The sequence below is a fragment of the Nostoc sp. CENA543 genome, from assembly GCF_002896875.1.
In the GTDB taxonomy this organism is placed as follows: domain Bacteria; phylum Cyanobacteriota; class Cyanobacteriia; order Cyanobacteriales; family Nostocaceae; genus Trichormus.
The window spans coordinates 6,150,660-6,172,952 of the sequence record NZ_CP023278.1 but is presented as its reverse complement, the minus strand read 5'-3'; the positions used below and the strand labels follow the sequence as shown (position 1 = coordinate 6,172,952).

Annotated in this window: 16 protein-coding genes and 1 tRNA gene; 8 read left to right on the top strand and 9 right to left on the bottom strand. The window is 39.4% G+C overall.

All coding sequences use genetic code 11. From position 1 onward, the window contains the following. Positions 1 to 398 precede the first annotated feature (398 nt). Positions 399 to 1,340: a LysR family transcriptional regulator gene (locus CLI64_RS25885; protein WP_103139907.1), complete on the bottom strand. Its 942-nt coding sequence runs from the start codon at positions 1,338 to 1,340 to the stop codon at positions 399 to 401. A gap of 571 nt (positions 1,341 to 1,911) precedes the next feature. On the opposite strand from CLI64_RS25885, the gene CLI64_RS25875 reads away from it, so the two are divergent. Then, on the top strand, positions 1,912 to 2,997 hold the full coding sequence (locus tag CLI64_RS25875) for a serine/threonine-protein kinase (RefSeq protein WP_103139905.1): 1,086 nt from the start codon (positions 1,912 to 1,914) through the stop codon (positions 2,995 to 2,997). A gap of 282 nt (positions 2,998 to 3,279) precedes the next feature. Here CLI64_RS25875 and CLI64_RS25870 read toward each other — a convergent pair whose 3' ends face one another. The 4 genes from CLI64_RS25870 to ruvB all read right to left on the bottom strand — a co-directional run bounded on the left by CLI64_RS25870 (position 3,280) and on the right by ruvB (position 6,509). After that, entirely contained in the window at positions 3,280 to 3,873 is a 594-nt protein-coding gene (locus CLI64_RS25870) for a sulfite oxidase-like oxidoreductase (protein WP_103139904.1), read from the bottom strand. 261 nt (positions 3,874 to 4,134) lie between these two features. Continuing rightward, on the bottom strand, positions 4,135 to 4,308 hold the full coding sequence (gene rpmF / locus CLI64_RS25865) for a 50S ribosomal protein L32 (protein WP_011320324.1): 174 nt from the start codon (positions 4,306 to 4,308) through the stop codon (positions 4,135 to 4,137). 120 nt (positions 4,309 to 4,428) lie between these two features. Further along, on the bottom strand, positions 4,429 to 5,235 hold the full coding sequence (locus CLI64_RS25860; protein WP_103140881.1) for a tetratricopeptide repeat protein: 807 nt from the start codon (positions 5,233 to 5,235) through the stop codon (positions 4,429 to 4,431). A gap of 173 nt (positions 5,236 to 5,408) precedes the next feature. Further along, positions 5,409 to 6,509, bottom strand: a complete 1,101-nt coding sequence (gene ruvB, locus CLI64_RS25855; RefSeq protein WP_103139903.1) for a Holliday junction branch migration DNA helicase RuvB — start codon at positions 6,507 to 6,509, stop codon at positions 5,409 to 5,411. A gap of 152 nt (positions 6,510 to 6,661) precedes the next feature. Between ruvB and hisF the strand changes: the two genes are divergently transcribed. The 7 genes from hisF (at position 6,662) to CLI64_RS25815 (ending at position 17,533) form a co-directional block, all read left to right on the top strand. Continuing rightward, a complete protein-coding gene (gene hisF / locus CLI64_RS25850) occupies positions 6,662 to 7,435 on the top strand; it encodes an imidazole glycerol phosphate synthase subunit HisF (RefSeq protein ID WP_103139902.1) in 774 nt (257 codons plus the stop codon). Between the two features lie 105 nt (positions 7,436 to 7,540). Then, positions 7,541 to 7,735, top strand: a complete 195-nt coding sequence (locus tag CLI64_RS25845; RefSeq protein WP_103139901.1) for a hypothetical protein — start codon at positions 7,541 to 7,543, stop codon at positions 7,733 to 7,735. A gap of 92 nt (positions 7,736 to 7,827) precedes the next feature. Next, positions 7,828 to 7,900 (top strand) — tRNA-Ala (locus tag CLI64_RS25840). Between the two features lie 682 nt (positions 7,901 to 8,582). Then, positions 8,583 to 10,988, top strand: a complete 2,406-nt coding sequence (locus CLI64_RS25835; protein WP_103139900.1) for a response regulator — start codon at positions 8,583 to 8,585, stop codon at positions 10,986 to 10,988. Between the two features lie 51 nt (positions 10,989 to 11,039). Next, positions 11,040 to 13,019: a GAF domain-containing protein gene (locus tag CLI64_RS25830; RefSeq protein ID WP_103139899.1), complete on the top strand. Its 1,980-nt coding sequence runs from the start codon at positions 11,040 to 11,042 to the stop codon at positions 13,017 to 13,019. A 147-nt stretch (positions 13,020 to 13,166) separates the two neighbouring features. Continuing rightward, positions 13,167 to 13,574, top strand: coding sequence for a response regulator (locus CLI64_RS25820; protein WP_103139898.1), 408 nt, complete (start codon positions 13,167 to 13,169; stop codon positions 13,572 to 13,574). 359 nt (positions 13,575 to 13,933) lie between these two features. After that, entirely contained in the window at positions 13,934 to 17,533 is a 3,600-nt protein-coding gene (locus CLI64_RS25815) for a response regulator (protein ID WP_103139897.1), read from the top strand. 42 nt (positions 17,534 to 17,575) lie between these two features. Here the strand turns inward: CLI64_RS25815 and CLI64_RS25810 are convergent, their stop codons facing one another. The 4 genes from CLI64_RS25810 to CLI64_RS25795 all read right to left on the bottom strand — a co-directional run bounded on the left by CLI64_RS25810 (position 17,576) and on the right by CLI64_RS25795 (position 22,156). Continuing rightward, on the bottom strand, positions 17,576 to 18,043 hold the full coding sequence (locus CLI64_RS25810) for a PepSY-like domain-containing protein (protein ID WP_225977429.1): 468 nt from the start codon (positions 18,041 to 18,043) through the stop codon (positions 17,576 to 17,578). A 4-nt stretch (positions 18,044 to 18,047) separates the two neighbouring features. Continuing rightward, positions 18,048 to 19,604: a HAMP domain-containing sensor histidine kinase gene (locus CLI64_RS25805; protein WP_103139896.1), complete on the bottom strand. Its 1,557-nt coding sequence runs from the start codon at positions 19,602 to 19,604 to the stop codon at positions 18,048 to 18,050. 104 nt (positions 19,605 to 19,708) lie between these two features. Next, positions 19,709 to 20,377 carry a response regulator transcription factor gene (locus CLI64_RS25800; RefSeq protein ID WP_103139895.1) on the bottom strand — a complete coding sequence of 223 codons (669 nt, stop codon included), beginning with the start codon at positions 20,375 to 20,377 and terminating at the stop codon, positions 19,709 to 19,711. 219 nt (positions 20,378 to 20,596) lie between these two features. Then, entirely contained in the window at positions 20,597 to 22,156 is a 1,560-nt protein-coding gene (locus CLI64_RS25795) for an NAD(P)/FAD-dependent oxidoreductase (RefSeq protein ID WP_103139894.1), read from the bottom strand. Between the last annotated feature and the right edge of the window lie 137 nt (positions 22,157 to 22,293).

Genomic DNA, 22,293 nt, shown 5'->3' with positions numbered 1-22,293 from the left:
TAGTAAATACTATTTTGAGAAATAATTAACAAGCGAAACTATTGATAGTTCTTATAATGTCTATTATTTAAATAATAAGTAAATAAATATATTTTTGTGGTATGTGCGGGAAATGTGGCTGGCTCAACTTCAATTTCTGCTTTCAAGTCAAACGACTTGAAAACAACAACTTATATTAAGTAATGTAAAAATATTAGGATTCAGTTCGTAGTAAGGACTTTAGTCCTTTCTTATGAACTAAAGTTCACACCACAAACCTGCAATTACTTACCCTGTTCCACTTAGAGACTTCCAGAAGATAAACTATCCAAATTTATTTTCTTTAAAACAACTGTTTCCCCCTGCTCCCTGCCCCCTTGCCATCAAAGTGATAGTATGTTTTTTCAATTGGAAGTCCCTTAAGAGGCTTCTTGTTGTTGCTCAAACTGTTGGCGGATATGGTCGCGCACGAGTTGCCAAAAATGTTGTATTGGGGGAATTTGCAAGCGGTCTTGTGTTGTGACCATAACAACACGTCGAGAGAGGCTAGAATTATCAGACAACGAGCCACCGGTTGCTAAAGGACGAACCGCTAAGGTGGGGTCAAGGCGGGCTTCAACTAATGCAGATGTGGGAAGTAAAGCAATTAATTCACCTTGACGGACGACACCGCGAAACGCGTCTAGGGTGTTGACTTCTAAAGCGGCTTGCAGATTAGCTTCTAGACGTTCAAATTTTTCTTGGATGAGACGCTGCATCCCGTAGCCATCTTTAAATACTACTTGGGGATAACGTACTACTTCTGACCAAGGAACAAATTCATATTGAGCGAGGGGATGATTAGCGGCAGTTAACAGTTCTATGGGTTCATCATAAAGGACTTCTACTACCATTTCTCGCCCGGTAGTCAGAAAGCGATTATTCATAACGATCGCTAAATCTACTAAACCATCTTTGAGGACTTTTAGGGCGCGATCGCTTCCTAAAGATGTCACCCGCAACTGCACATCGGGATAATCACGACAAAATTTCTGTAATATCGGCGGTAAATAAGAACCACACAGCGAATGAATCGCCGCAATACACAATTCCGGCTGCTTTCCGGCGATTAAATCTGTCAACTCTTGAGTCGCCGTTTCCCACTCTTGGCAAATTTTCCGGGCGCGAGGTAACAAGCGTTCGCCACCTAAAGTCAACTTGGCCTGATTTGTCCGGTGAAACAACTCTAAACCCAAATCAGCCTCCAAAGACTGAATTTGGCGGCTAATAGTAGATTGTGTTACGCCACATTTTTGGGCTGCTTTTTGAAAGCTACCAGTTTGGGCGATCGCTAAAAACGCTTGCAACTGCTCTAGTCGCATGGGATATGTAGCCTGAATTACATTTATGGCTCTATTTAAGTTAACGGATTTTGACTTTGAATTTGGTAGAGCTTGTTACAGCTTTTAGTTTCTTTATTGGGATTGGGGACTGGGGACTGGGGATTGGGGATTGGGAATTGGGCATTGTGAAGGAGAGTAAAAATCTATCTTGTTCACCTTTTCCACCTTCCAGCCCCCAGCATTTCAATATTTGGATTTTGACTTGACGATAGCGTAGCGTTAGCGACGCAGAAGCATCTTTATGGATTGGATTCAATCTAAAATCCAAAATCCAAAATCTAAAATCTAAAATTCCCAATCCCCTCGTAATAATACTGAAACATTTACAACTCAAACCTTTTGCGTAAGTTATCCCATAAATTCACGATTTTTCACGGGATTCAGTATGGCTTCAGAAGAAATTCATAAATATAACATTAAGCTTTACTCACAAAGTTGGTGTTTATTGTGTCCCTAAAATCAGGATTTTGCAAAGAAGCCGTAATGATACTACCATTTTCAAAAAAATATAGTTATATTGGTAACACCATAAGACACCCACATTCGAGCAATGAACCGTTTTCCTGATAACAACACAAACATACGTGATTACGGACTAGAGAGAAATAAACTAGCTCAAATGTGTGGTTCTGACAAATTATTTCGCGATCGCTACCAAATATTACGGATCTTAGGTAGGGGTGGCTTTGGTATAACTTTTGTTGCCCAAGATGCCGTATTACCAGGAAACCCCCAGTGTGTAATTAAACAACTCTGCCCCAAGGTTACTAGTAAAAAAGCCTGGCAGAATGCTTGTAAGCGGTTTGCCAAGGAAGCAAAAACTTTAGCCCAACTGGGTAGTCATTCTCAAATTCCCATGTTGCTAGATTACTTTGAAGGTAACGGGGAATTATATTTAGTCCAGGAATACGTCCAGGGTTGCAATTTAGCGCAAGAAGTCAGAAAAAATGGTGTCAAGACGGAAACTGAAGTCAAACAGTTTTTACAGGATGTATTGCCAGTTTTACAATATTTAGAACAACATCAAGTCATTCACCGTGATATTAAACCCTTAAATCTTCTGCGCTGTGCAGATGATCAGCGCATAGTATTGATAGATTTTGGTGCAGTCAAGGAAAACTTGCTGGATGCGATTAATGATTCCCGTAATCCCAGCATGAATACTAACTTTGTGGGGACAATGGGCTTTGCACCACCAGAACAATTATCTCTACATCCGGTGTACGCCAGCGATATTTATGCTGTGGGTATGACTTGCGTTTATTTATTAACTGGCAAAAATCCCTTAGATATGGAACATGAAACCCAGACTGGGGAAGTGTGCTGGTATAAATATGTGCAGGTGAGTGATAGCTTTACTCGCATTTTAAATAAGATGCTGAAGTTTTCCCTCAGAGAGAGATTTCAAAAAGCCAGTGATGTAACTAGGGCGTTAAGGGCGGAAAAAGATATCCCACACCTAGCTAACTGCTTGACTACCCAACCAATCAAAAATCAACGTCCACAACCAAAACCAACTACTCAAGAATATATACCACCTATAGCCAGAACTGCGATCGCAATTCGGGAATGGAAAGCTAGACAGGAAGCTAAACAACAAGCCAAACAACAAGCTAGACAGTCTCAAAGAATATAGAGGAATTGGGGCAGGGAGCAGGGGGCAGAGAGCAATGCGGTCTTGGGCTTTGCCCAAGTGGAGCAATTGCGGAGGGGTAGGGGAGAAAAATTTCCCGCTTATCCATGCCACCAATTCCTAACTACGGTGTACACACAAGTCTTATAACTTTGTCCCACACTGTTTAGATCCCCTAAATCCTAGGGGGATCTAAAATGCTTTGCTACACCAATAGAGACTTTTCAAACATCCTCTAAGAGTAATTTTAGGTTTTTATTTGAAACTTCCTACACGCAACTAAGCCTAGAAACTATAACGTTCTTGCGCCCAAGGTTCACCACGACGATGGTAGCCGTTGCGTTCCCAAAAACCTAATTCTTCTTTGTCTAAAAACTCTAAACCATTAATCCATTTCGCACTTTTCCAGGCGTAGAGATGCGGTACAACTAACCGCAAAGGCCCTCCGTGTTCGTGTGGGAGAGGTTCACCAAATAATTTAAATGCGAAAAAGTTTTCTTCTCTAACAAAATCCGTCATTGCAATATTAGTGGTGTAACCACCATAGCAATGTTCCATAATATGGGCGGCTTTGGGATCTACCTCAATTAAATTCATAAAGTCTGTGACTTTAATCCCCGTCCACTTGACATCTAACTTAGACCAACGGGTGACACAATGGAAATCTGCGGTAAATTCGTGCTGTGGTAGATTCATAAAATCTGACCAACTCAACACCACAGGTTTAACCAAACCCCAAACTCGAAATTCCCATTCTTCAATATTGATGTTTGGTGCTTGACCGTATGTTAACACAGGAAAGCCTGTAGCTAAGTGCTGTCCTGGGGGGACGCGATCGCTATTTTCTGGATTTGATTTCTGAAAGAATTTCCCTAGCATAATCCCGTTTTAGGTAGAGGGGTAAGGGTATGGGGGTTTAGGGGTGTAGGGGTTAAGATTACTCAAACCTATATAAATTAATTTCTAGTAGTTAATACGACTAATTTTATTTTCCCGACACCCCGAAATATTAATTTTGTTGAAAATCAAAAAATCAGTGACTATATATACTTTACTGTTGATGTGATTATTTGATCATCAGTCATGGGTAAAAGGTAATGAGTAATCAGACTAGTCCAATTACTCATTACCCATTTTCTCTTATTCTTCTTCGTCTTCTTCTTCAGCAGTAGGATAGACAAATGTAGAACGTCCAGTCAAAATAGATTTACCCAAGGAAAGAGCTTTTTGTGCTTCAACAGCAGCTTTGTGTCTCCAGGTAGCCCGACGTTTATCTCTCTTAGATTTTGATGTTTTCTTCTTAGGAACAGCCATGATAGCCGATATTGCAATTCTTGACAACCTTTCTATTCTAAGCGATCGCTAGCCGAAGTCAAAGAAATTGGGTATGGGGCATGGGGCATGGGGAATTGGGTATGGGTGTAGAGATTGTTGTTACTGAATTTTGAGGAATTTATCTAAAGCTGCAACCATGCTGGGAGGCCAACGGCGGATATTTTTCACCCAGTTCATGTCTTTATAACGACTATCCAAGCCATAGGCGGCTACCCAATTACTTTCCGCTTCGCCCTTTTGACCACTTACCCAGTAAGCTGCTGTCAAAGCTGCACGCACATCAGCAAAATTAGGATATTTGCGGGTAATATTGCGTAATTCGCGGATGGCTTGGTCTTTCTGCCCATTTTCATAGAGTGCTAGGGCATAATTAGCACGGGCGAAGGCAAAGTTAGGTGCAATTTCAAAGGATTTTTGATAATCTGCGATCGCTTCTGACCATTCTCCTAAACCTGCTTTAGCATTACCGCGATTGTTATACGCCATTGCATCTTTAGGGTCGAGTTCTAAGACATGATTATAATCTGCGATCGCCTCTGACCACTTACCCAAACCTTCTAAAGCTGTACCACGATTTAAATAAGGATCAGTGACATTCGGGGCTAATTCTATCGCTTTATTATAATCAGCCAGTGCCGCCTCTAATTTATTCTGACTAACTCGCGAATTCCCCCGATTACTCCACGCCCCTGCATTAGTGGGGAAATTCTCAATAATTTTCGTCCAATATTTTTCTGCCGTAGCAAAATCACCTTTATTAGTCGCCGCAAAAGCTTGATTTGCCCATTCATCACCCTGCGCTAATTGCTCCTGGGTAATTGTAGCTTGTTGGGTTTGCGCCATCACGGGTGTACCCCAACCCAACAAAAGAAACAGACTGAGAACTATACTAATTAACTTAATCATCATCTAGGTTGAGGTTTTGTTGTGTGGAGGGACTGGGGACTGGGGATTGGGGACTAGGGACTGGGAGACAAGGGAGACAAGGTAGATTTTATACCAATGCCCAATGCCCAATGCCCAAAATTCTTTAATTTTGAATTTTGAATTTTGAATTTTGAATTGATTAGCCCCATTCCCTATAGTAATGACATCTGCTCATTCGGTGGAGTAAATCCCATGTGCTTGTATGCAGCTTTTGTGGCTGTTCGTCCACGGGGAGTGCGGCTTAAGTAACCGATTTGCATCAAGTAGGGTTCGTAGACTTCTTCAATGGTTTGGGTGTCTTCTCCGGTAGCTGCGGCGATGGTTTCTAAGCCTACTGGCCCACCATTAAATTGTTCAATAATCACACTCAACATCCGGCGGTCTGTCCAATCTAAGCCACATGGGTCTACTTGAAATAGTTGTAGAGCTTCGGCTGCAATGGTTTGATTAATTTCACTATGGGCTTTTACTTCCGCATAATCACGGACGCGCTTGAGTAGCCGATTAGCTATCCGTGGTGTTCCTCTGGAACGACGAGCGATTTCTGTCGCCCCATCTTCGGTGACTTTGGTTTGCAGTAACTGGGAACTCCGCAAGACAATTTTGCTGAGTTCGTCAACTTCATAAAAGCGCAGTTTTTGAATTAAGCCGAAGCGATCGCGCAGTGGGGAAGTCAACGCCCCGACGCGGGTTGTTGCCCCCACTAAGGTAAATTTAGATAAGGGTAAGCTGCGAATTTTCGCGCTAGAACCTTTACCCACAGTAATATCTAGACGATAATCTTCCATTGCCGGATACAGAATTTCTTCTGTCATCCGCGAAAGTCGATGGATTTCATCAATAAATAAAATATCTCCTGGCTTGAGGTTAACTAGTAGCCCTACGATATCTCTAGGTCTTTCTAAAGCAGGCGCACTAGTAATTTTGTAGTTGACTCCCATCTCCGATGCTAATATCATTGCCATTGTTGTTTTACCCAATCCGGGAGGGCCATACAGTAGCAAGTGATCCAAAACTTCACCCCGTGACTTGGCTGCTTTGATGGCAATCTCTAGAACATCCTTGAGGTCTTTTTGTCCAATGTAGTCGGCAAATTTTTGTGGTCTGATACTCTCTTCTTGTTTACCTTGTTCATCAACAGCAGCTTCAGGTTGCAAAATTTTCTCTTTGGGGGTTGTTTTTGCTGACTCCCGACGCTGTTGTGGTTGTCCATTGGGTTCTGGAGGCTGTTTTTTCGAGGAGATGATCGCCATAATTCAGCTTGCAACCTTACGTTTAGTTCTGGAAGTGGCTTAATTTCCGCCTTAATCATGCGTATCCATAAGCTAGCGAAGATTTTCGGCGGTAATACCCACATCAATTTACAATTTAAATTCCGGACAATTACCCAGGAGTAAAAAAATATATGTTATCTAAAAGAATCTTACCCTGTTTAGATGTCAAGGCGGGGCGGGTTGTTAAAGGAGTTAACTTTGTCGATCTCAAAGATGCTGGTGATCCGGTAGAACTGGCGAAGGTTTATAACGATGCCGGCGCAGATGAGTTAGTATTTCTGGATATTACAGCCACTCATGAAGACCGCGATACGATTATTGACGTAGTTTACCGTACCGCCGAACAGGTCTTTATTCCTCTGACTGTGGGTGGTGGTATCCAATCCTTAGAAAATGTTAAAGCTTTGTTACGAGCTGGGGCAGACAAGGTTAGTATTAACTCTGCGGCAGTACGTGATCCTGACTTGATCAATCGGGCTAGCGATCGCTTCGGTAATCAGTGCATAGTAGTTGCTATTGACGCGAGGCGGAGAGTTGACCCGCAAAATCCTGGTTGGGATGTGTATGTGCGTGGAGGAAGAGAAAATACAGGCTTAGATGCCCTACTTTGGGCGAAAGAAGTCGAAAAGCGTGGTGCGGGAGAACTATTAGTGACCAGTATGGATGCTGATGGCACTCAAGCTGGTTATGACATTGCATTAACAAAAGCAATTGCTGAGGCTGTAGAAATCCCTGTGATTGCTTCCGGTGGTGCGGGGAACTGTGAACATATCTACACCGCACTCCATGAAGGTAAGGCGGAAGCTGCTTTATTAGCTTCTCTCCTGCATTATGGGCAGTTAAGTGTATCTGAAATTAAGAATTATTTGCGCGATCGTCACATTCCAGTACGTTTGTACGCTTAATTCTAAAGCCATTATAGAGATTGAGTCACATTCCCTTTCTATTCAAGACAGTTCTGCAAAAGGATGTTAGGATTAATTTACAATTATTAACTAATATTAAGAAATATGTTGATTCCTATTTTGTTATTTGATGTGGCTCTGGTGGCATGGTCACTACACCTGATGGAGAAAGCAGTAGAAAACAAAGAATTTTCCCTCATGCTAGCCGGTACACTAGTTGCCCTTGCCGCCGCCGCTATGTTAGTAGTCTATTTTCTCATGGGACACTGCATGAGTTACTTATTGCAAGTGAACTATTAACTATAATCGAATGACCTTAGCAAAAGTTCATATTTCACCTAAATACTTGACATTATATTCAGTCACAAGTTATGCTAATTTACGCGAATTAAGGGGTTATAGCTCAGTTGGTAGAGCACTTCAATGGCATTGAAGGGGTCAGCGGTTCGACTCCGCTTAGCTCCATCTATACATTAAATAATTATTGTCAGTTTTATTGTCACTTAAGGGATAACGTGGCCGAAATTAAAGGATAAAGTGTCCGCTTTAAAATCCTGGAATGCTTATTTTTGCGTTGCCCTACTTTCACCATACTTTACAAGTGATCGCACTCAGTTCTCTCAAATCCGCTTCTATCATAGGTTCTGTGGCCACTTTATGGTTAAAAAACGGCCACATTATCCTTTAAGTGACAGTCTTGGTCAACTATTGGTTGTCACTTAGGACAACTAATGGTTGTTGTCGCATTAATGTGACTTTACCCATGACTTTGCCGCGATGGCAAGCTTATATTAACGTGAGTCTCTAACGAAGGCGCACGTTATATTAATATCTTCTGAAGTTCAATCAATATAGTTCGGATTAATCAGCATTATTTGTATTTTTAGAAGTAAGCAATACGATGTTATTTTGAACTGTATGTAGATTGGGCATTTACCGCAAAACCAGTAATCAAACCAGAATATTAGTAGTTGTAGAAGTAATTATACTCACATGAAGATACTATATCCTTGCAATTAGGAATTGTAAATTTCTGTTTAAAATATCAATTTTTAGTAAAAATGCGGTGTTTTATTTTAATAAATATTTAGTATAAAAAATTATCTAAAATAGATTAACAATCAAGATTAATAAGTAATACTCCAATGTGAAAATTCTTTGTATAGAAGATGACGTTAATTTAGTCCTGATGCTGAAAGCTGTATTAGTCAACCAGGGGTATCAAGTTGACTTAGCAGAAGATGGAGAAGCTGGATGGCAATTAGCTCAAAAATATTCATACAACTTAATAATTTTGGATTTGTTATTGCCCAAAATAGATGGGATGCACTTATGTAAACTTCTGCGTTCTAATGACTCTATTGATGTACAGCACAACAGAAATACACCAGTGATGTTGATGACAGCTTTAGATACGGTAACTAACAAAGTTACAGGTTTGGACGTTGGAGCAGATGACTATATAGTGAAACCCTTCAATATGGATGAGTTCTTAGCAAGGATAAGGGTACTGCTCAGAAGGAGTGGGAATCAGATTTCAGCTTGTCTAAATTGGGGTGAGTTGTGCCTCAATCCCAACACCTGTGAAGTTAGCTACGCTGGACAGCCAATTCACTTATTCAAGAAGGAATATGAAATTTTGGAGATGTTTTTACGACATCCTCAACAAATTTTTAGCCACAATTTATTATTAGATTCTTTATGGGAAGCAGATGAAATTCCTACACATGGTGCGCTAAGAGCGCATATTAAAGGTATACGAAATAAATTAAAAAAAGCTGGTGCAAATAATATATTTGAAACTGTTTATAAGTTAGGTTATCGGCTAAAACCACTTGCAGTCGCAAATGCAAGCCAAATCACGATAACGACTCCCAAAAAGCAATTTCTACCCATTTCTATTTCTCCTACTGATTCTTTAATACCTGAACTACGAGAACTTTGGCATCAGTCCCGTCAGTCTTATCAAGAACGTCTATTGATAATTCAAAAAGCTGTGACTGCTTTAGTGGCAGGAAAACTAACTCCAGAACAGCAGCACGAAGCTGAAAGGGAAGCACATACTCTAATCGGCTCACTTGGTAGCTTTGGATTAGATAAATCTTCTGATATTTGCCGTCAAATTCAACAGATTCTTCAACAAGCTCATTTGTTAGGAAAACCTAAAGCTGAAGAATTAAAGTTATTAGTGGCACAATTACAGCATTGTATAGAGATGGATGCCCCCAATATATTAGGTTTGAATAATTCTCTTGTTAGTCATTTATTAATTATAGATAATGATATTGGTCTAGCAAAAGATATTGCTACGGAAGGTATTAACAGGGGCTTTAACGTAAATATTGCAACTAATTCTGAACAAGCAGAACAAATTTTAGTCAGTGGTGCTATTGATGTTATTTTATTAAATTTAGATTATCAGAATAACCTTGAAATCGGGTTAAGCTTTTTGGCAAAAATCCGTAGCCAGTATTCACAAATTCCAGTTGTGATTATTACTCAAGCAGACTCCTTTGCTACTAGACTAGAGGTAGCTAGATTAAGGATTTCGTACTTTCTAATAAAACCTATTAGTAGTAGTCAAGTAGTGGCATTACTGACACAAGTATTGCATCAAAATCATCCGCCGTTATATCGATTGTTGGTGGTAGATGATGACCCTGGTATATTGCAACTTGTGTATCAAATATTATCACCCTATGGCTATCAGGTCACTCTATTAGATCAACCTTTACAGTTTTGGGAAACTTTAGAACAAACAAATCCCGATTTGTTGATTTTAGATATAGAACTGTTAACTCCAGAAAAAGGAGACAACACACGAAAACTTTCTGTAAATGGGTTTGATTTATGTCAGATAATTCGTAACGATTGGCAGTGGAATCGATTACCTATTCTGTTTTTATCTGCTCATACTGATGTAGAAACTATTCAGCATAGCTTTGCTGTGGGAGCTAATGATTTTTTAAGTAAACCAATTGTTGCTAAAGAATTGCAGGCTCGTATCAGAACAAGACTAGAACAGCAAGCAAATTGGAAGCTTACTGAAGTTGATGAACTAACAGGATTAAGTATACGAAGCAAAGCTCTTAAGAATTTAACAAAATTACTGCAACAGGCACAAAGCCAACAGCAAACTTTGAGTTTGGCAATGCTTGATATTGACTTTTTTAAGTTAATTAATGACAAGTATGGACACCCAACCGGAGATCGTGTTTTGAGCTATTTTGGTCAACTCCTTAATCAATCTTTTTGTCAACAAGGTGTAATAGGGCGTTGGGGTGGTGAGGAATTTGTGATCGGAATGTGTGGTGTGACTGCAAAAGCTAGCTGTGAACTATTAACGCAAATATTACAAAAATTACGGCAGCATTCGTTCACTACAGATAGGGAGATTTCATTTCAAATCACTTTTAGTGCGGGGGTTGCAGAGTTTCCTGGTGATGGTCAAGATATACAAGCACTTTTGCAAGCCGCAGATGCGGCACTTTACAAAGCTAAACAACAAGGGCGAAGTCTGGTTTTACTGGCAACAGATAATTACACTAAGTAGAAAAGTAAGAAGCAAAGGTGAGGGAAAAAATAATTATTTATTAATAAATATATGACTATTAAAAAAACTAGAAAACAATTAATTATTGAGGTAGAAACTTTACAGCAAGAAGTCGCATCTCTTAAACAATTGGTGAGCTTTCCCTTCCCATTTAGTAGTACAGAAAATCAAGCACCTCATCCATTAATCGATGAGCCTATAACTTCAGTTAACAAACAAGAATACACCGTTGTTTTAGTTGAGGATTCCGAAACAGATCGGATTATTTACAGTCGGTATCTAAAACAACATGGACAAAATCTCTACAGAATTATTGAATTCGATAATGGGGAAGATGCGTTGGCTTGGTGCCAACAGACAATGCCAGATATTTTATTAATTGACTTTTTACTCCCGGATATGAACGGGTTAGAATTTTTGCAACATCTTTACCAACAAACCAATCAAAGTTGGATTCCAGCAATTATAATTACTGGTCAAGAAAATATAGAGTTAGCTGTCACTCTACTCAAAAATGGCGCGCAGGATTATCTAGTCAAAAATCATATTACTCCAATAAGTTTACACCAAGCGATCGCTAAAGTTTTGCAACAACAGCAATTAATTCAACAACAGATATGGCAACAACAACAGCAACAATTAGTAACTAACACTGCCCTTGCTATTCGTAGCTCTTTTAAACTCAAAGATATTCTGCAAACGGCTGTCACGCAAGTCAGACAGATTTTGCAAACAAATCGCGTGATTATCTACCAATTTCAGCCAGACTGGAGTGGTATCGTAACCACAGAATCGACTATCAACCCAGCTTTATCAATTCTAGGACAAACAATTAAGGATAATTGCTTTGAGACAACTTGGGTAGAGCAATATCAAAAGGGACGGATAAGAGTGATTGATGATATTCACACAGACGCTAACTTAGCAGAATGTCATCGAGAATTTCTGGCGAGTTTTCAAATTCAGGCTAATCTAGTGATTCCCATTATTCAAACTGATAATTTATGGGGATTACTAATTGCCCACGAGTGTTATGCTCCCCGCCATTGGACAAAAGCTGAGTGTGAACTGATGAACCAACTGGCTATCCAAATAGGAATAGCCATTCAAAAAGCTACGCTATTTGAAGAATTACAAGCACAATTAGAAAAATACCGACAATTAGTTTCAATTGTTGAAAATAGCTCTGATTTTATTGCTACTGCTAACTTGAATGGTCAAGTGCAGTATATTAACCCGGCTGGACAGTGCTTGTTGGGGTTAGAAAATACAGATGTGCAGCAAACAACTATCTGGGAATACCAAACTTCAGAATGGAATCAAAGTTTTCAACAACAAATAATTCCCAGTGTTATTTCTACAGGCCGATGGGAAGGTGAATGGCAAATGCAAAATTTTCAAACGGGAGAGTTAATTCCCGTTTGGTGCAATATTTTTACACTCAAAAATCAAATTACAGGTCAGCCACATACTATCGCTACTGTGACACGCGATATTCGGGAACGCAAACAAGCAGAAGAGAGATTAAAAAATTTGAATGCTGAACTAGAATTAAGAGTTGTAGAGCGTACATCTCAATTAGTTCAAGCTAACAATAAATTACAAAAAGAGCTATTTCAAAGAGAGAAATTAGAACGCCAACTTAGGCAAAGTGAGCAATTGTTAGAGGGTTTTTTTCAGGCAGCCAGTCAAGTAAACATAGGATTAGGTATTGTAGATAAAGATTTTTACTTTTTAAAAGTTAATCAAACATTAGCTCAGATTAATGGTCATACTATCGCCGCACATTATGGCAAGTCCTTTGGAGATTTATTGCCGGAAATTGCTTCTAAGCTCTTACCTTTATTACAAAATCTTATTGATACTCAACAACCTATTTCTAACTTAGAAATCAGTGGGATTGTCCCTAGTGAACCTGAAGTATTACGTTACTGGCAGCTTTCTTACTTCCCAATTATCGGAGAATCACACAAGACGATAGCATTGGGTGCTATTGTTTTAGACATTAGCGATCGCAGGAGTGATTACTAAACCCTTCAAAGCTCCTAACTTAGTACAACAGATGCGATTACTGCTCAATTGGAACTAATCTACTTAATTTTTCTTTACATTCATAACTTATTCACAAATTTTTTTTAGCTTCTAGGATAGCTTAAACTTGCATATTTTAAGGATGTTATGCACAAAATCCTAGTCATTGAAGATAACTTTTTGCTCTTGGATCTGATTAACGAATTACTGCTATTAAGTGGATTCCATGCTATTACCACAAGTAATTATCAAGAAGGACATGAGTTATTGACAGTAGAGCAGCCAAATTTGGTTTTGTGTAATTATCCTTTTTTTGACTTAGATAACTTAACAATTCTGCAAAATCTTTGTGATGATGCCGCCATACATAACACTCCTTTGCTCTTTATGCTTGGCTACCAAATAATTAGAATGCCGAAATTGCATCTGATGACAAAGAATTATGAGACTGTAGTTAAACCATTTCCTTCTGTCATCTTGTTGAAAAAAATTTATAATCTCCTACAAATATCAACAAATGCTTCCAAAGCAGGATTAATAGTCAATCAGGTTTAAATCGGAAAATATACATTGTCCACAAGATTAACATATGTTCTTTCTCAAAAGAATGGCACTTTCAAGACAATATGCCATAATAGTTAACATCTTATATCTTAATACCTACAACTGTGATGAGAAAACAATAGTCTAATTACAGTCGTAGTGCCTGAAAAGCAACTATGGTTGGTTCGCAGCAGTATCACAGACTGAAGATAACCAAATGAAGAATTTGGTATGGGTGCAAAAAAGTTATTTTTAAACTTGGATAAATAAGCTATATCTACCGTACTACCAAGCTACGTATACCTCAAATTTTTTTAATCAATCTGTTGGTTTTTAAATATAGCTTAGTCTATGAGTAGAGATTGTCATCAATGAAAGCACCATTACCCAAAAACGAAGCACAAAGAATTGAGACACTTTTAGAATACAAAATCCTGGATACACCAGCTGAAGCTACTTTTGATGACCTCACTCATTTAGCCTCATATATTTGCGGTACTCCCATTGCCTTAATCAGCATAGTTGATCAGAATCGCCAGTGGTTTAAGTCAAGAGTTGGGTTAAATGTACGAGAAACACATCGAGATGTAGCATTTTGCGCTCATGCCATTCTGCAATCGGAGACTTTCATCGTACCTGATGCTCAATCTGACGACAGGTTTGCCACCAATCCCTTAGTTACCTCAGACCCCCATATTCGTTTTTATGCTGGTGTCCCCCTCACTAACCCTGAAGGCTATAATCTGGGAACTCTTTGCGTCATTGACTATGTACCTCGAAATCTGACTCCTGAACAAATGGAGGCATTACAAGCTTTAGGTCGCCAAGTCATCAAGCAAATGGAATTACGGCGAAATTTAGCTGATTTAGCACTTATCACCCAGCAACGCAAACATAACCAGAAGGTACGTAGACAATTCTTCAAGGCGATCGCTGGGGGTTTTGGGTTAGCATCGATTATACTGGCCTTGATTGGGATCGCTTCTTATCAGAACACGCTTTTATTAATCAATACAAATAATCAAGTTAAAAAAACCCAAGAGAAAATTAACAAATTAGAAATACTGCTATCAGAAATTAAAGATGCAGAAATTGGACAACAAGCCTATATCCTCACGGGAGAGGAATCGCATATTCAACCATATCAACTAGCAGTTGCCAATGTAGAGCGTGAATTTGAGGAACTGAGACAATTAACAGCTGATGAAGCCACACAACAACAGCATTTAGATCAGCTCCAACCCTTAGTTATCGCCAAACTGTCTGAAATCAAACAAACTATAGACTTGCGACGACATCAAGGACTAAGTCCGGCATTACAGCTGATGCAATCACATCAGTCACAAAATCTCATGAATGATATTCGCCGCATCATTCGTGAAATTGAGAGCCAGCAACAGGAGCGTTTCCAGCAACAATCACAAGCTGCAACAGTTACTGCTAACAGTACAGTTTTGACTTTAGCGATCGCCATTGCTGTAACTTTTGTGATTCTGGCTGTAGTCTACTATTTAATTTACCGTGAGGTTACACAACGGCAATCGGTAGAATCTACCCTCAATGAAGAGCGTAACTTTATCTCAGCTGTACTAAATACAGTTAGTGCCTTGGTAATAGTTGTTGATTCCCAAGGAAAAATAGTGCGCTTTAATCAAGCTTGTGAACAGATGACAGGTTACTCATTTGATGAAGTCAGAGGTAGATATTTCTGGAATCTATTTTTAGTTCCTGAAGAAGTGGAATCTGTGAAAGCAGTTTTTACAAAGTTGCAGTCCGGTCAAACTAGCCAAGATATTCAGGATTACGAAAATTCCTGGATAACGAAAGATGGTAGCCGACGATTAATTGCCTGGTCAAATACGACTTTGAAAGACTTCCAAGGTTCAGTCGAATACATTATCGCTACAGGTATTGATATCACTGACAGCAAACAAGCACAGGCACAACTTGAAGTTGCTCGTCACCAAGCTGAATTAGCTTCTCAAGCCAAAAGTGCTTTTTTAGCTAATATGAGTCACGAAATCCGTACACCGATGAATGCTGTTTTGGGGATGACTGGCTTAATGTTAGAAACTCCCCTCAACTTAGAGCAGCGCGATTTTATGGAAACTATTCGGATTAGCGGTGATGCGCTTTTATCATTGATTAACGAGATTTTGGATCTTTCCAAACTGGAAGCAGGAGAAATGTCTTTAGAAACTCTCCAGTTTGATTTATCCACTTGTGTGGAAGAAGTTTTGGATTTATTAGCACCCCAAGCACATCGCCAGGGATTAGAAGTTGCTGCCTTAATTTATAGTAACGTTCCTACTAACCTCCAAGGTGATAGTAGTCGCCTGCGACAAATACTCATGAACTTAATTGGTAACGCTATCAAGTTTACTAACACCGGAGAAGTAGTAGTCAAAGTAGAATTACAATCGGAAACTACGAACACAGCTATTCTGAAATTTTCTATTACAGATACTGGTCTTGGGATTACACCAGAAAATCAACGTCAACTGTTTACACCATTTTCCCAAGTTGATGTTTCCACTACCCGCAAATATGGCGGCACTGGTTTAGGATTAGCTATCTGTAAGCAATTAGTCACATTGATGGGAGGAGAAATTGGTGTAGAAAGTGAGTTAGGTCAGGGTTCTAATTTTTGGTTTGAAATTCCTTTAGAAAAACAAACTTTACCGATTTCTACAATACCGCATAGCGAACTATTGATGAATCGCCGACTTTTAGTAGTAGACGATAATGATACTAATCGCAAAATTATTTATCATCAAGCTACTCATTGGGGAATGCAAGTAGATCAAGCCAATAGTGCCATATCTGCTCTGATGCTTCTGGAGACAGCTTGTCAGCAGGAAAAACCTTACGATGTGATTCTAATTGATATGCAGATGCCTGAAATTGATGGCATGACTTTGGGTAGAAAAATCAAAGCTGATTCTACTCTTGCAGAAATCCCTTTAATCATACTGACTTCCACTAATCAACGCCATGAACTCCAAGAAGCCTTTAATATAGGATTTGCAGCTTATTTACTTAAACCTATTAAGTCATCTAAACTTTTAGATACTATCATCAGCATCTTATCTCATCCTTCAGATATTATACAAAATAAAGCTGTAAATATTCAAAATTTAGAAGTTGCTATTTACGAAAATCAATACACTGGCTTTTCTGAGAAAACTTATCAGGCTTGTGCTTTCCCTAAACTCAGGATTTTAATAGCTGAGGATAATTTGATCAACCAAAAATTAGCTATAAAACTGCTGCAAAATTTGGGATATAGTGCTGATGTAGCTGCTAATGGTCAAGAAGTTCTGCAATTATTAAAAGAAATTCCTTACGATTTGATATTAATGGATTGCCAAATGCCTGTTCTGGATGGGTTAGAAACTACTAGAGAAATCAATCGTTGGGAGCATAATAATTTTGCTAATCGTCGCCCACCGATAATTATTGCCATGACTGCTAATGCTATGCAAGAAGATATCCAAAATTGTCTCAATGCTGGCATGGATGACTATCTCAGTAAACCCGTTTCCAAAGAAAAACTAGCAGCAGCTTTAGAGTATTGGAGAGAATTTATTCTCCTTCGATATGAGAAAAAGGCAACGGACAATTGCCTAACCATTGATTGGGAACGTTTACATACAATATCAGGCAATGATACGGAATTTGAATTAATCTTATTACAAGAGTTTGTGGAAGATGCTCATTCCTGTTTAGCCGCGATGAAACTGGCTATCACGACGAATGACTTTAAAACCATCAACAATACTGCTCATCAACTCAAAGGTAGTAGCGGTAATATTGGTGCTAACTTGATACAATCAGCATCCAAGCAGCTAGAACAACTAGCAGCAAAACAAGATTACAGAGGTACTTTTGAGCTAATTGTGCAATTAGAGAATCATCTTAATAGTGTTCAAACCGAACTAACCCAATTAGAAAATCTATGCCAAGCATAGATATAGGGATTTATAGAAAATGACTCATTAAAATGATTCTCATCAATCCTCATACAAATCTATTTGAGGATTACCTTTACTATCGAAATATAATTCCTCTTCAGTTTCTCCATCGGTGATATCTACTTCATAGAATATCCCTTGGGGTGTAATTTCAATTTCATATTTGGTAATGGTAAATTGAGGGCGTTCTTGCTGGATGCGGTTTAATATCAAAGGAGGAAAGTCTTTGGCTTGGGCGTATTGTTCTGTTTCTAACCATTCTCCTGTTTGGGAAAATTCCGCCTCATATTTAATATTGTCCTTGATAAAAATTGCCTCATAACCATATTCATGTCTTTGCCAACTATGAGGAATCTGAGAATATTTTGCTTTAAAAGCAGCTTTTACCGCTTGAGGAACTATGATCGCATCTCCCTGATGGGGATAATCAGAAAAAGCCAATACAATTGTGAGTGCTAATACACAAATAACAGTAATAAATATCGATTTAATTGATATCACTTTCACTGATTTACATATTTAATTTCGTGTTTGGCGGTGATTCCAAAGGTAAGATAACTGTGAATGTAGACCCTACACCTATTTTACTTTCTAAGGTAACTTTTCCGTCGTGAGCCTCTGCAATAGCTTGGACGATAGATAACCCTAAGCCAGCACCCTCAGAACGGCGGCGGCTATTGGTAGCACGAGCAAAACGCTGAAAAATCCTGTTTTGATCAGCTTTGGCGATACCTTCTCCTGTGTCCCGCACCCAAAAACTCACTGTACCTTGGTGAATCATTGAACCCAGGGAAATTGTACCAGTATGATTTGTATGTTGAGTGGCATTTTGTGCTAAATTCATCACGGCTTGAGTCAGGCGTTGACGGTCTGCAACGATTTTACCTTTACCAGTAACCTGGAGTTGCCAATTGCGATCGCCTAAAGCCTGGACTTTAGCAAATAATTCTTCTGTAAAACTAGCAACATCTATGATTTCTAACTGCAAAAAATCAGGACGTTCGGCTTTTGCGAGTAACATTAAATCATTGACAAAGCGATTCATTCTCTCTAACTCATCCATAACTAGAGTCAGAGTTTCTTGTCTGTCTTGGGGGTCATCTCCCATTAATTCTAAATGACCACGAATAATTGTAATGGGTGTTCGTAGTTCATGCCCAGCATCATTAATAAAATTACGCTGACTAATGAAAGCAGCTTGCAATCTATCCATCATTTCATTAAAAGTAGCTGCTAATTCTGCTAATTCTCCACCACCATCGACATTGAGACGTTGATTTAAGTCTGTTTCGCTAATTTGACGAGCCGTGTGGGTAAGTAAGCGCAAAGGAGCGAGAATTTTTCCTGAAGCAAACCAAGCTAAAATTAAAGCTAAAAAGAGAACTCCTACACTCACTTGAATAATCACCGCCACAGCTTCTAAAACTTCTCCTCTTTCACCAGCCGTAGCATGAGCAATCACAAATACTCCCATAACCTCATCTTTAATTTTCACCGGTTGAGCGAGATAGACAATACTATCAACTTTACTTCCAGGAATTACTTTTTCTCCTTGTTCTGGTTGTGTTAATCTTGCCCAGTACCGAATAATTTTAGAATCTCGACTAAGTTCTTTGGGTCTAGCTCTAGGACTAGATTTATAAAATTTTCCTTTCCAAAGCATAATTAGAAAGGTATCATCTTCTGGTAATTGATTTCCTAAAAAAGCATCTAGAAACTCTCTCAACTCTTCCCTATTTTTCGGTTTTTTGATCAGACGGTTATCAGCTTCCCTCAAACGATTTACTTCTTCAGGATCTTCATCAATTTCGAGATGAGGAGAAAGTTGGCTATCTCGACTAATTAATTCATTAAATATCCGCATTTTTTCTGTTATTTGTCGATGCACACGGTTATTAATGCGCGCATATAAAACTTCCCGAAATGCTGGGACAACTACTACAAAAATAAAACAGAAGATGATAGCATACCAAAAGAGGATGCGAGTACGTGTAGCCCATAAAAATCCTTTATTATGATGTTTGTCGGTTTTTTCATCGATTCTATTGGTGCTTTTATTAGTCAACATTGCAGATAAATTAGCAGAGATTTAATGGCAATTTTAGAGTTATTTTGAAGATCAAAATGTATATCTTCTGGGAAAATCTAGTTGTCAACTGAACATCAAAACCCTCAATTCCGCAGGCGATAACCCATACCTCGGACGGTTTCAATTAACTCACTGCCTAACTTCTTGCGTAAATAACCAACATAAACATCAACAATATTTGAGCCTGGGTCATAATCGTAACCCCAGACTCGATCTAATAATTGTTCACGACTTAAAACTTGTCCTGGATGACGAAAAAAAGTTTCTGCTAGAGTAAATTCCCTTGCAGGTAATTCTACGGTGTTTTGACCTACTTTGACCTTACGCGATCGCAGGTCTAAAACCACATTTCCCACCCTGAGAACCATTTCAGATACAGCTTGATGACTACTACCTTGACGCAACCTAGCCTTTACCCGCACTAACAATTCTTCAAAGCGAAAAGGCTTAGTTACATAGTCATCCGCACCAGCTTCAAACCCAGCCACTTTATCCTGAATATCATCACGGGCAGTCAAAATAATTATCGGTATAATTTCCCCTTGTCCCCGTATTTCTGCCAATACATCTAAACCATCTCTACCAGGAAGCCCCAAATCCAAAATCATCAAGTCAAAACTGCTACTTAATGCCATATTCGTAGCAGAATCAGCATCAGCCGCCACATACGTAGTAAAACCGTGGGAACGCAAGCCTTTTTCAATAAAAGCCGCAATGCGGGGTTCATCTTCCGCGATGAGGATACGATTCATGAGATGCAACCTTTTTTGGTGATTCTCAAACTAAGACAACCACAAAAGTAGAACCTGTTCCCAATGTACTAGTCAATAGTCAATAGTCAATAGTCATTAGGGAACAGGGAACAGGGAACAGGGAACGGCTTTTCTTCTCTCATACCTTGTCTCCCCTGTCTACCTTGTCTCCCCAGTCTACCTTGTCTCCCCAGTCCCCAGTCCCCAGTCCCCAATCCCCTACACCCCCACTAAAGCATGATTCCGAGAAACTCTCCGCCACACTGATTCCCCAGTCAGTAGTTCTACTACATCCATACCATTACCAATGACACCAGGTACACTGGGATAACCAGCACTTGCACCAACTAGAAACAAGTTCGGTAATTCCGTTTTGTAGCCTATGCGATTTAGTCCTACTTGTTGGGGGACTAATTTCGCACCGTAAATATTTCCTTCTGGTTGTCCTAGATAATATTCACTGGTGGTGGGTGTACCGTAAATCTTCATGCGGATGTAGTTGTCGATATCAGGAATCAAATCTTTGACGCTGTGCATAATTTGCTGGTAGACTTCCCGCTTTTTGGCTTTGTAGGCTTGTAAGTCTGTTTTATGCAGATGTGCAAAGGGTGCGTAAGGACAAACTGTAGCGATTTCCAAAATATGATGTCCGGGAGGTGCCATTCCTGGTTCATCAGATTTCATCGTGGGACAGGACAAGAAAATCCAGGGATGGCTAAAGTCTCCTTGCAATTGTTGTTGATATTCTCGGTTGAGGTTGCCTGTAGGATAGTACCAAATGTTCCAGTTACCAATACCGTAATTTTGGGGTTGAAAGCGGCTATCTAAACCTAAGTAGATATTAAAAGCACTGGCTGAGTATTCATAGCCAGTCAACCGCCGACGTTCTTTTTGGCTGATGGCTTCATTGTCGTGCATCAACTCCACTGTTAATTTCGGGTCAAGGTCACTAATATAAGCTTTGGTAGCACGATAGATTTTGCCATCAGCTAGTACACTATGAACATTACCGTTACTAACTTGGATATGGTTAACGGTGGTAGCGTAGGCAACAACGCCACCACCTGCGGTAATGGTATCCACAATAGTGTCTACAAAGTGCCGAAAGTGATGTTTGGGATAATAAGCACCTTCAGAATAGTCCCAAACTAGGGAAGTATGGGTGATGAGGGCGATTTCTTGGGGTGATAGTGCGTAATCACCACTTTGTCCCGCTAAGATGGCTTGTAATTTGGGTGATAAACCTACGTGATTATATAAATCTTGTAGCGTCCAGTGGCGTTTGCGAAACAAATGGAGATATTTCGGCAATTTTAGCCAATCAGACCATTTTTGATGATACCAATGCACCTCCTGGTTTAAACTGCGAATTTCTTGGTGGAGTTGCTGAATCTCATGACAGTAACGGTTGATAGCATCAGCTTCTTCTGGAAAAGTTGCAAGCAAGCGATAACGCAGACTTTCCCATCCCAGGGGAATTTTAAAATCTATCTCCGGTGTAATCACACGATCTATGCAGTCTGGGTCAAGACTATTAAAGGGTATATCTCTGTTGATATAGTTAAGAAACTGTGCAATTGTCTGACCATGACCACATTGAGAAACATAATGGACATCAGCACAAAAACTATATTCGCCATAATCAAACGTGTGACAGCAACCACCTGGTAAATAATGTTTTTCTAAAACGGCTACATTATATCCTTGGCGTGTTAAGCAAGCTGCTGTTGCTAGTCCACCTAATCCAGCTCCTAAAACTACATAATCAAAGATTTCCATACTCTCCTCCTCTGGTCATCTTGATTGCTCTTGATTTCAGTGATCTGATTTTTATAAATTTCGTGATTTACAGTTTTGACACAATAGCGACAACAAACCTGAAAAAACGCAATTAGTATTGTTTAAGTCTTTACTCC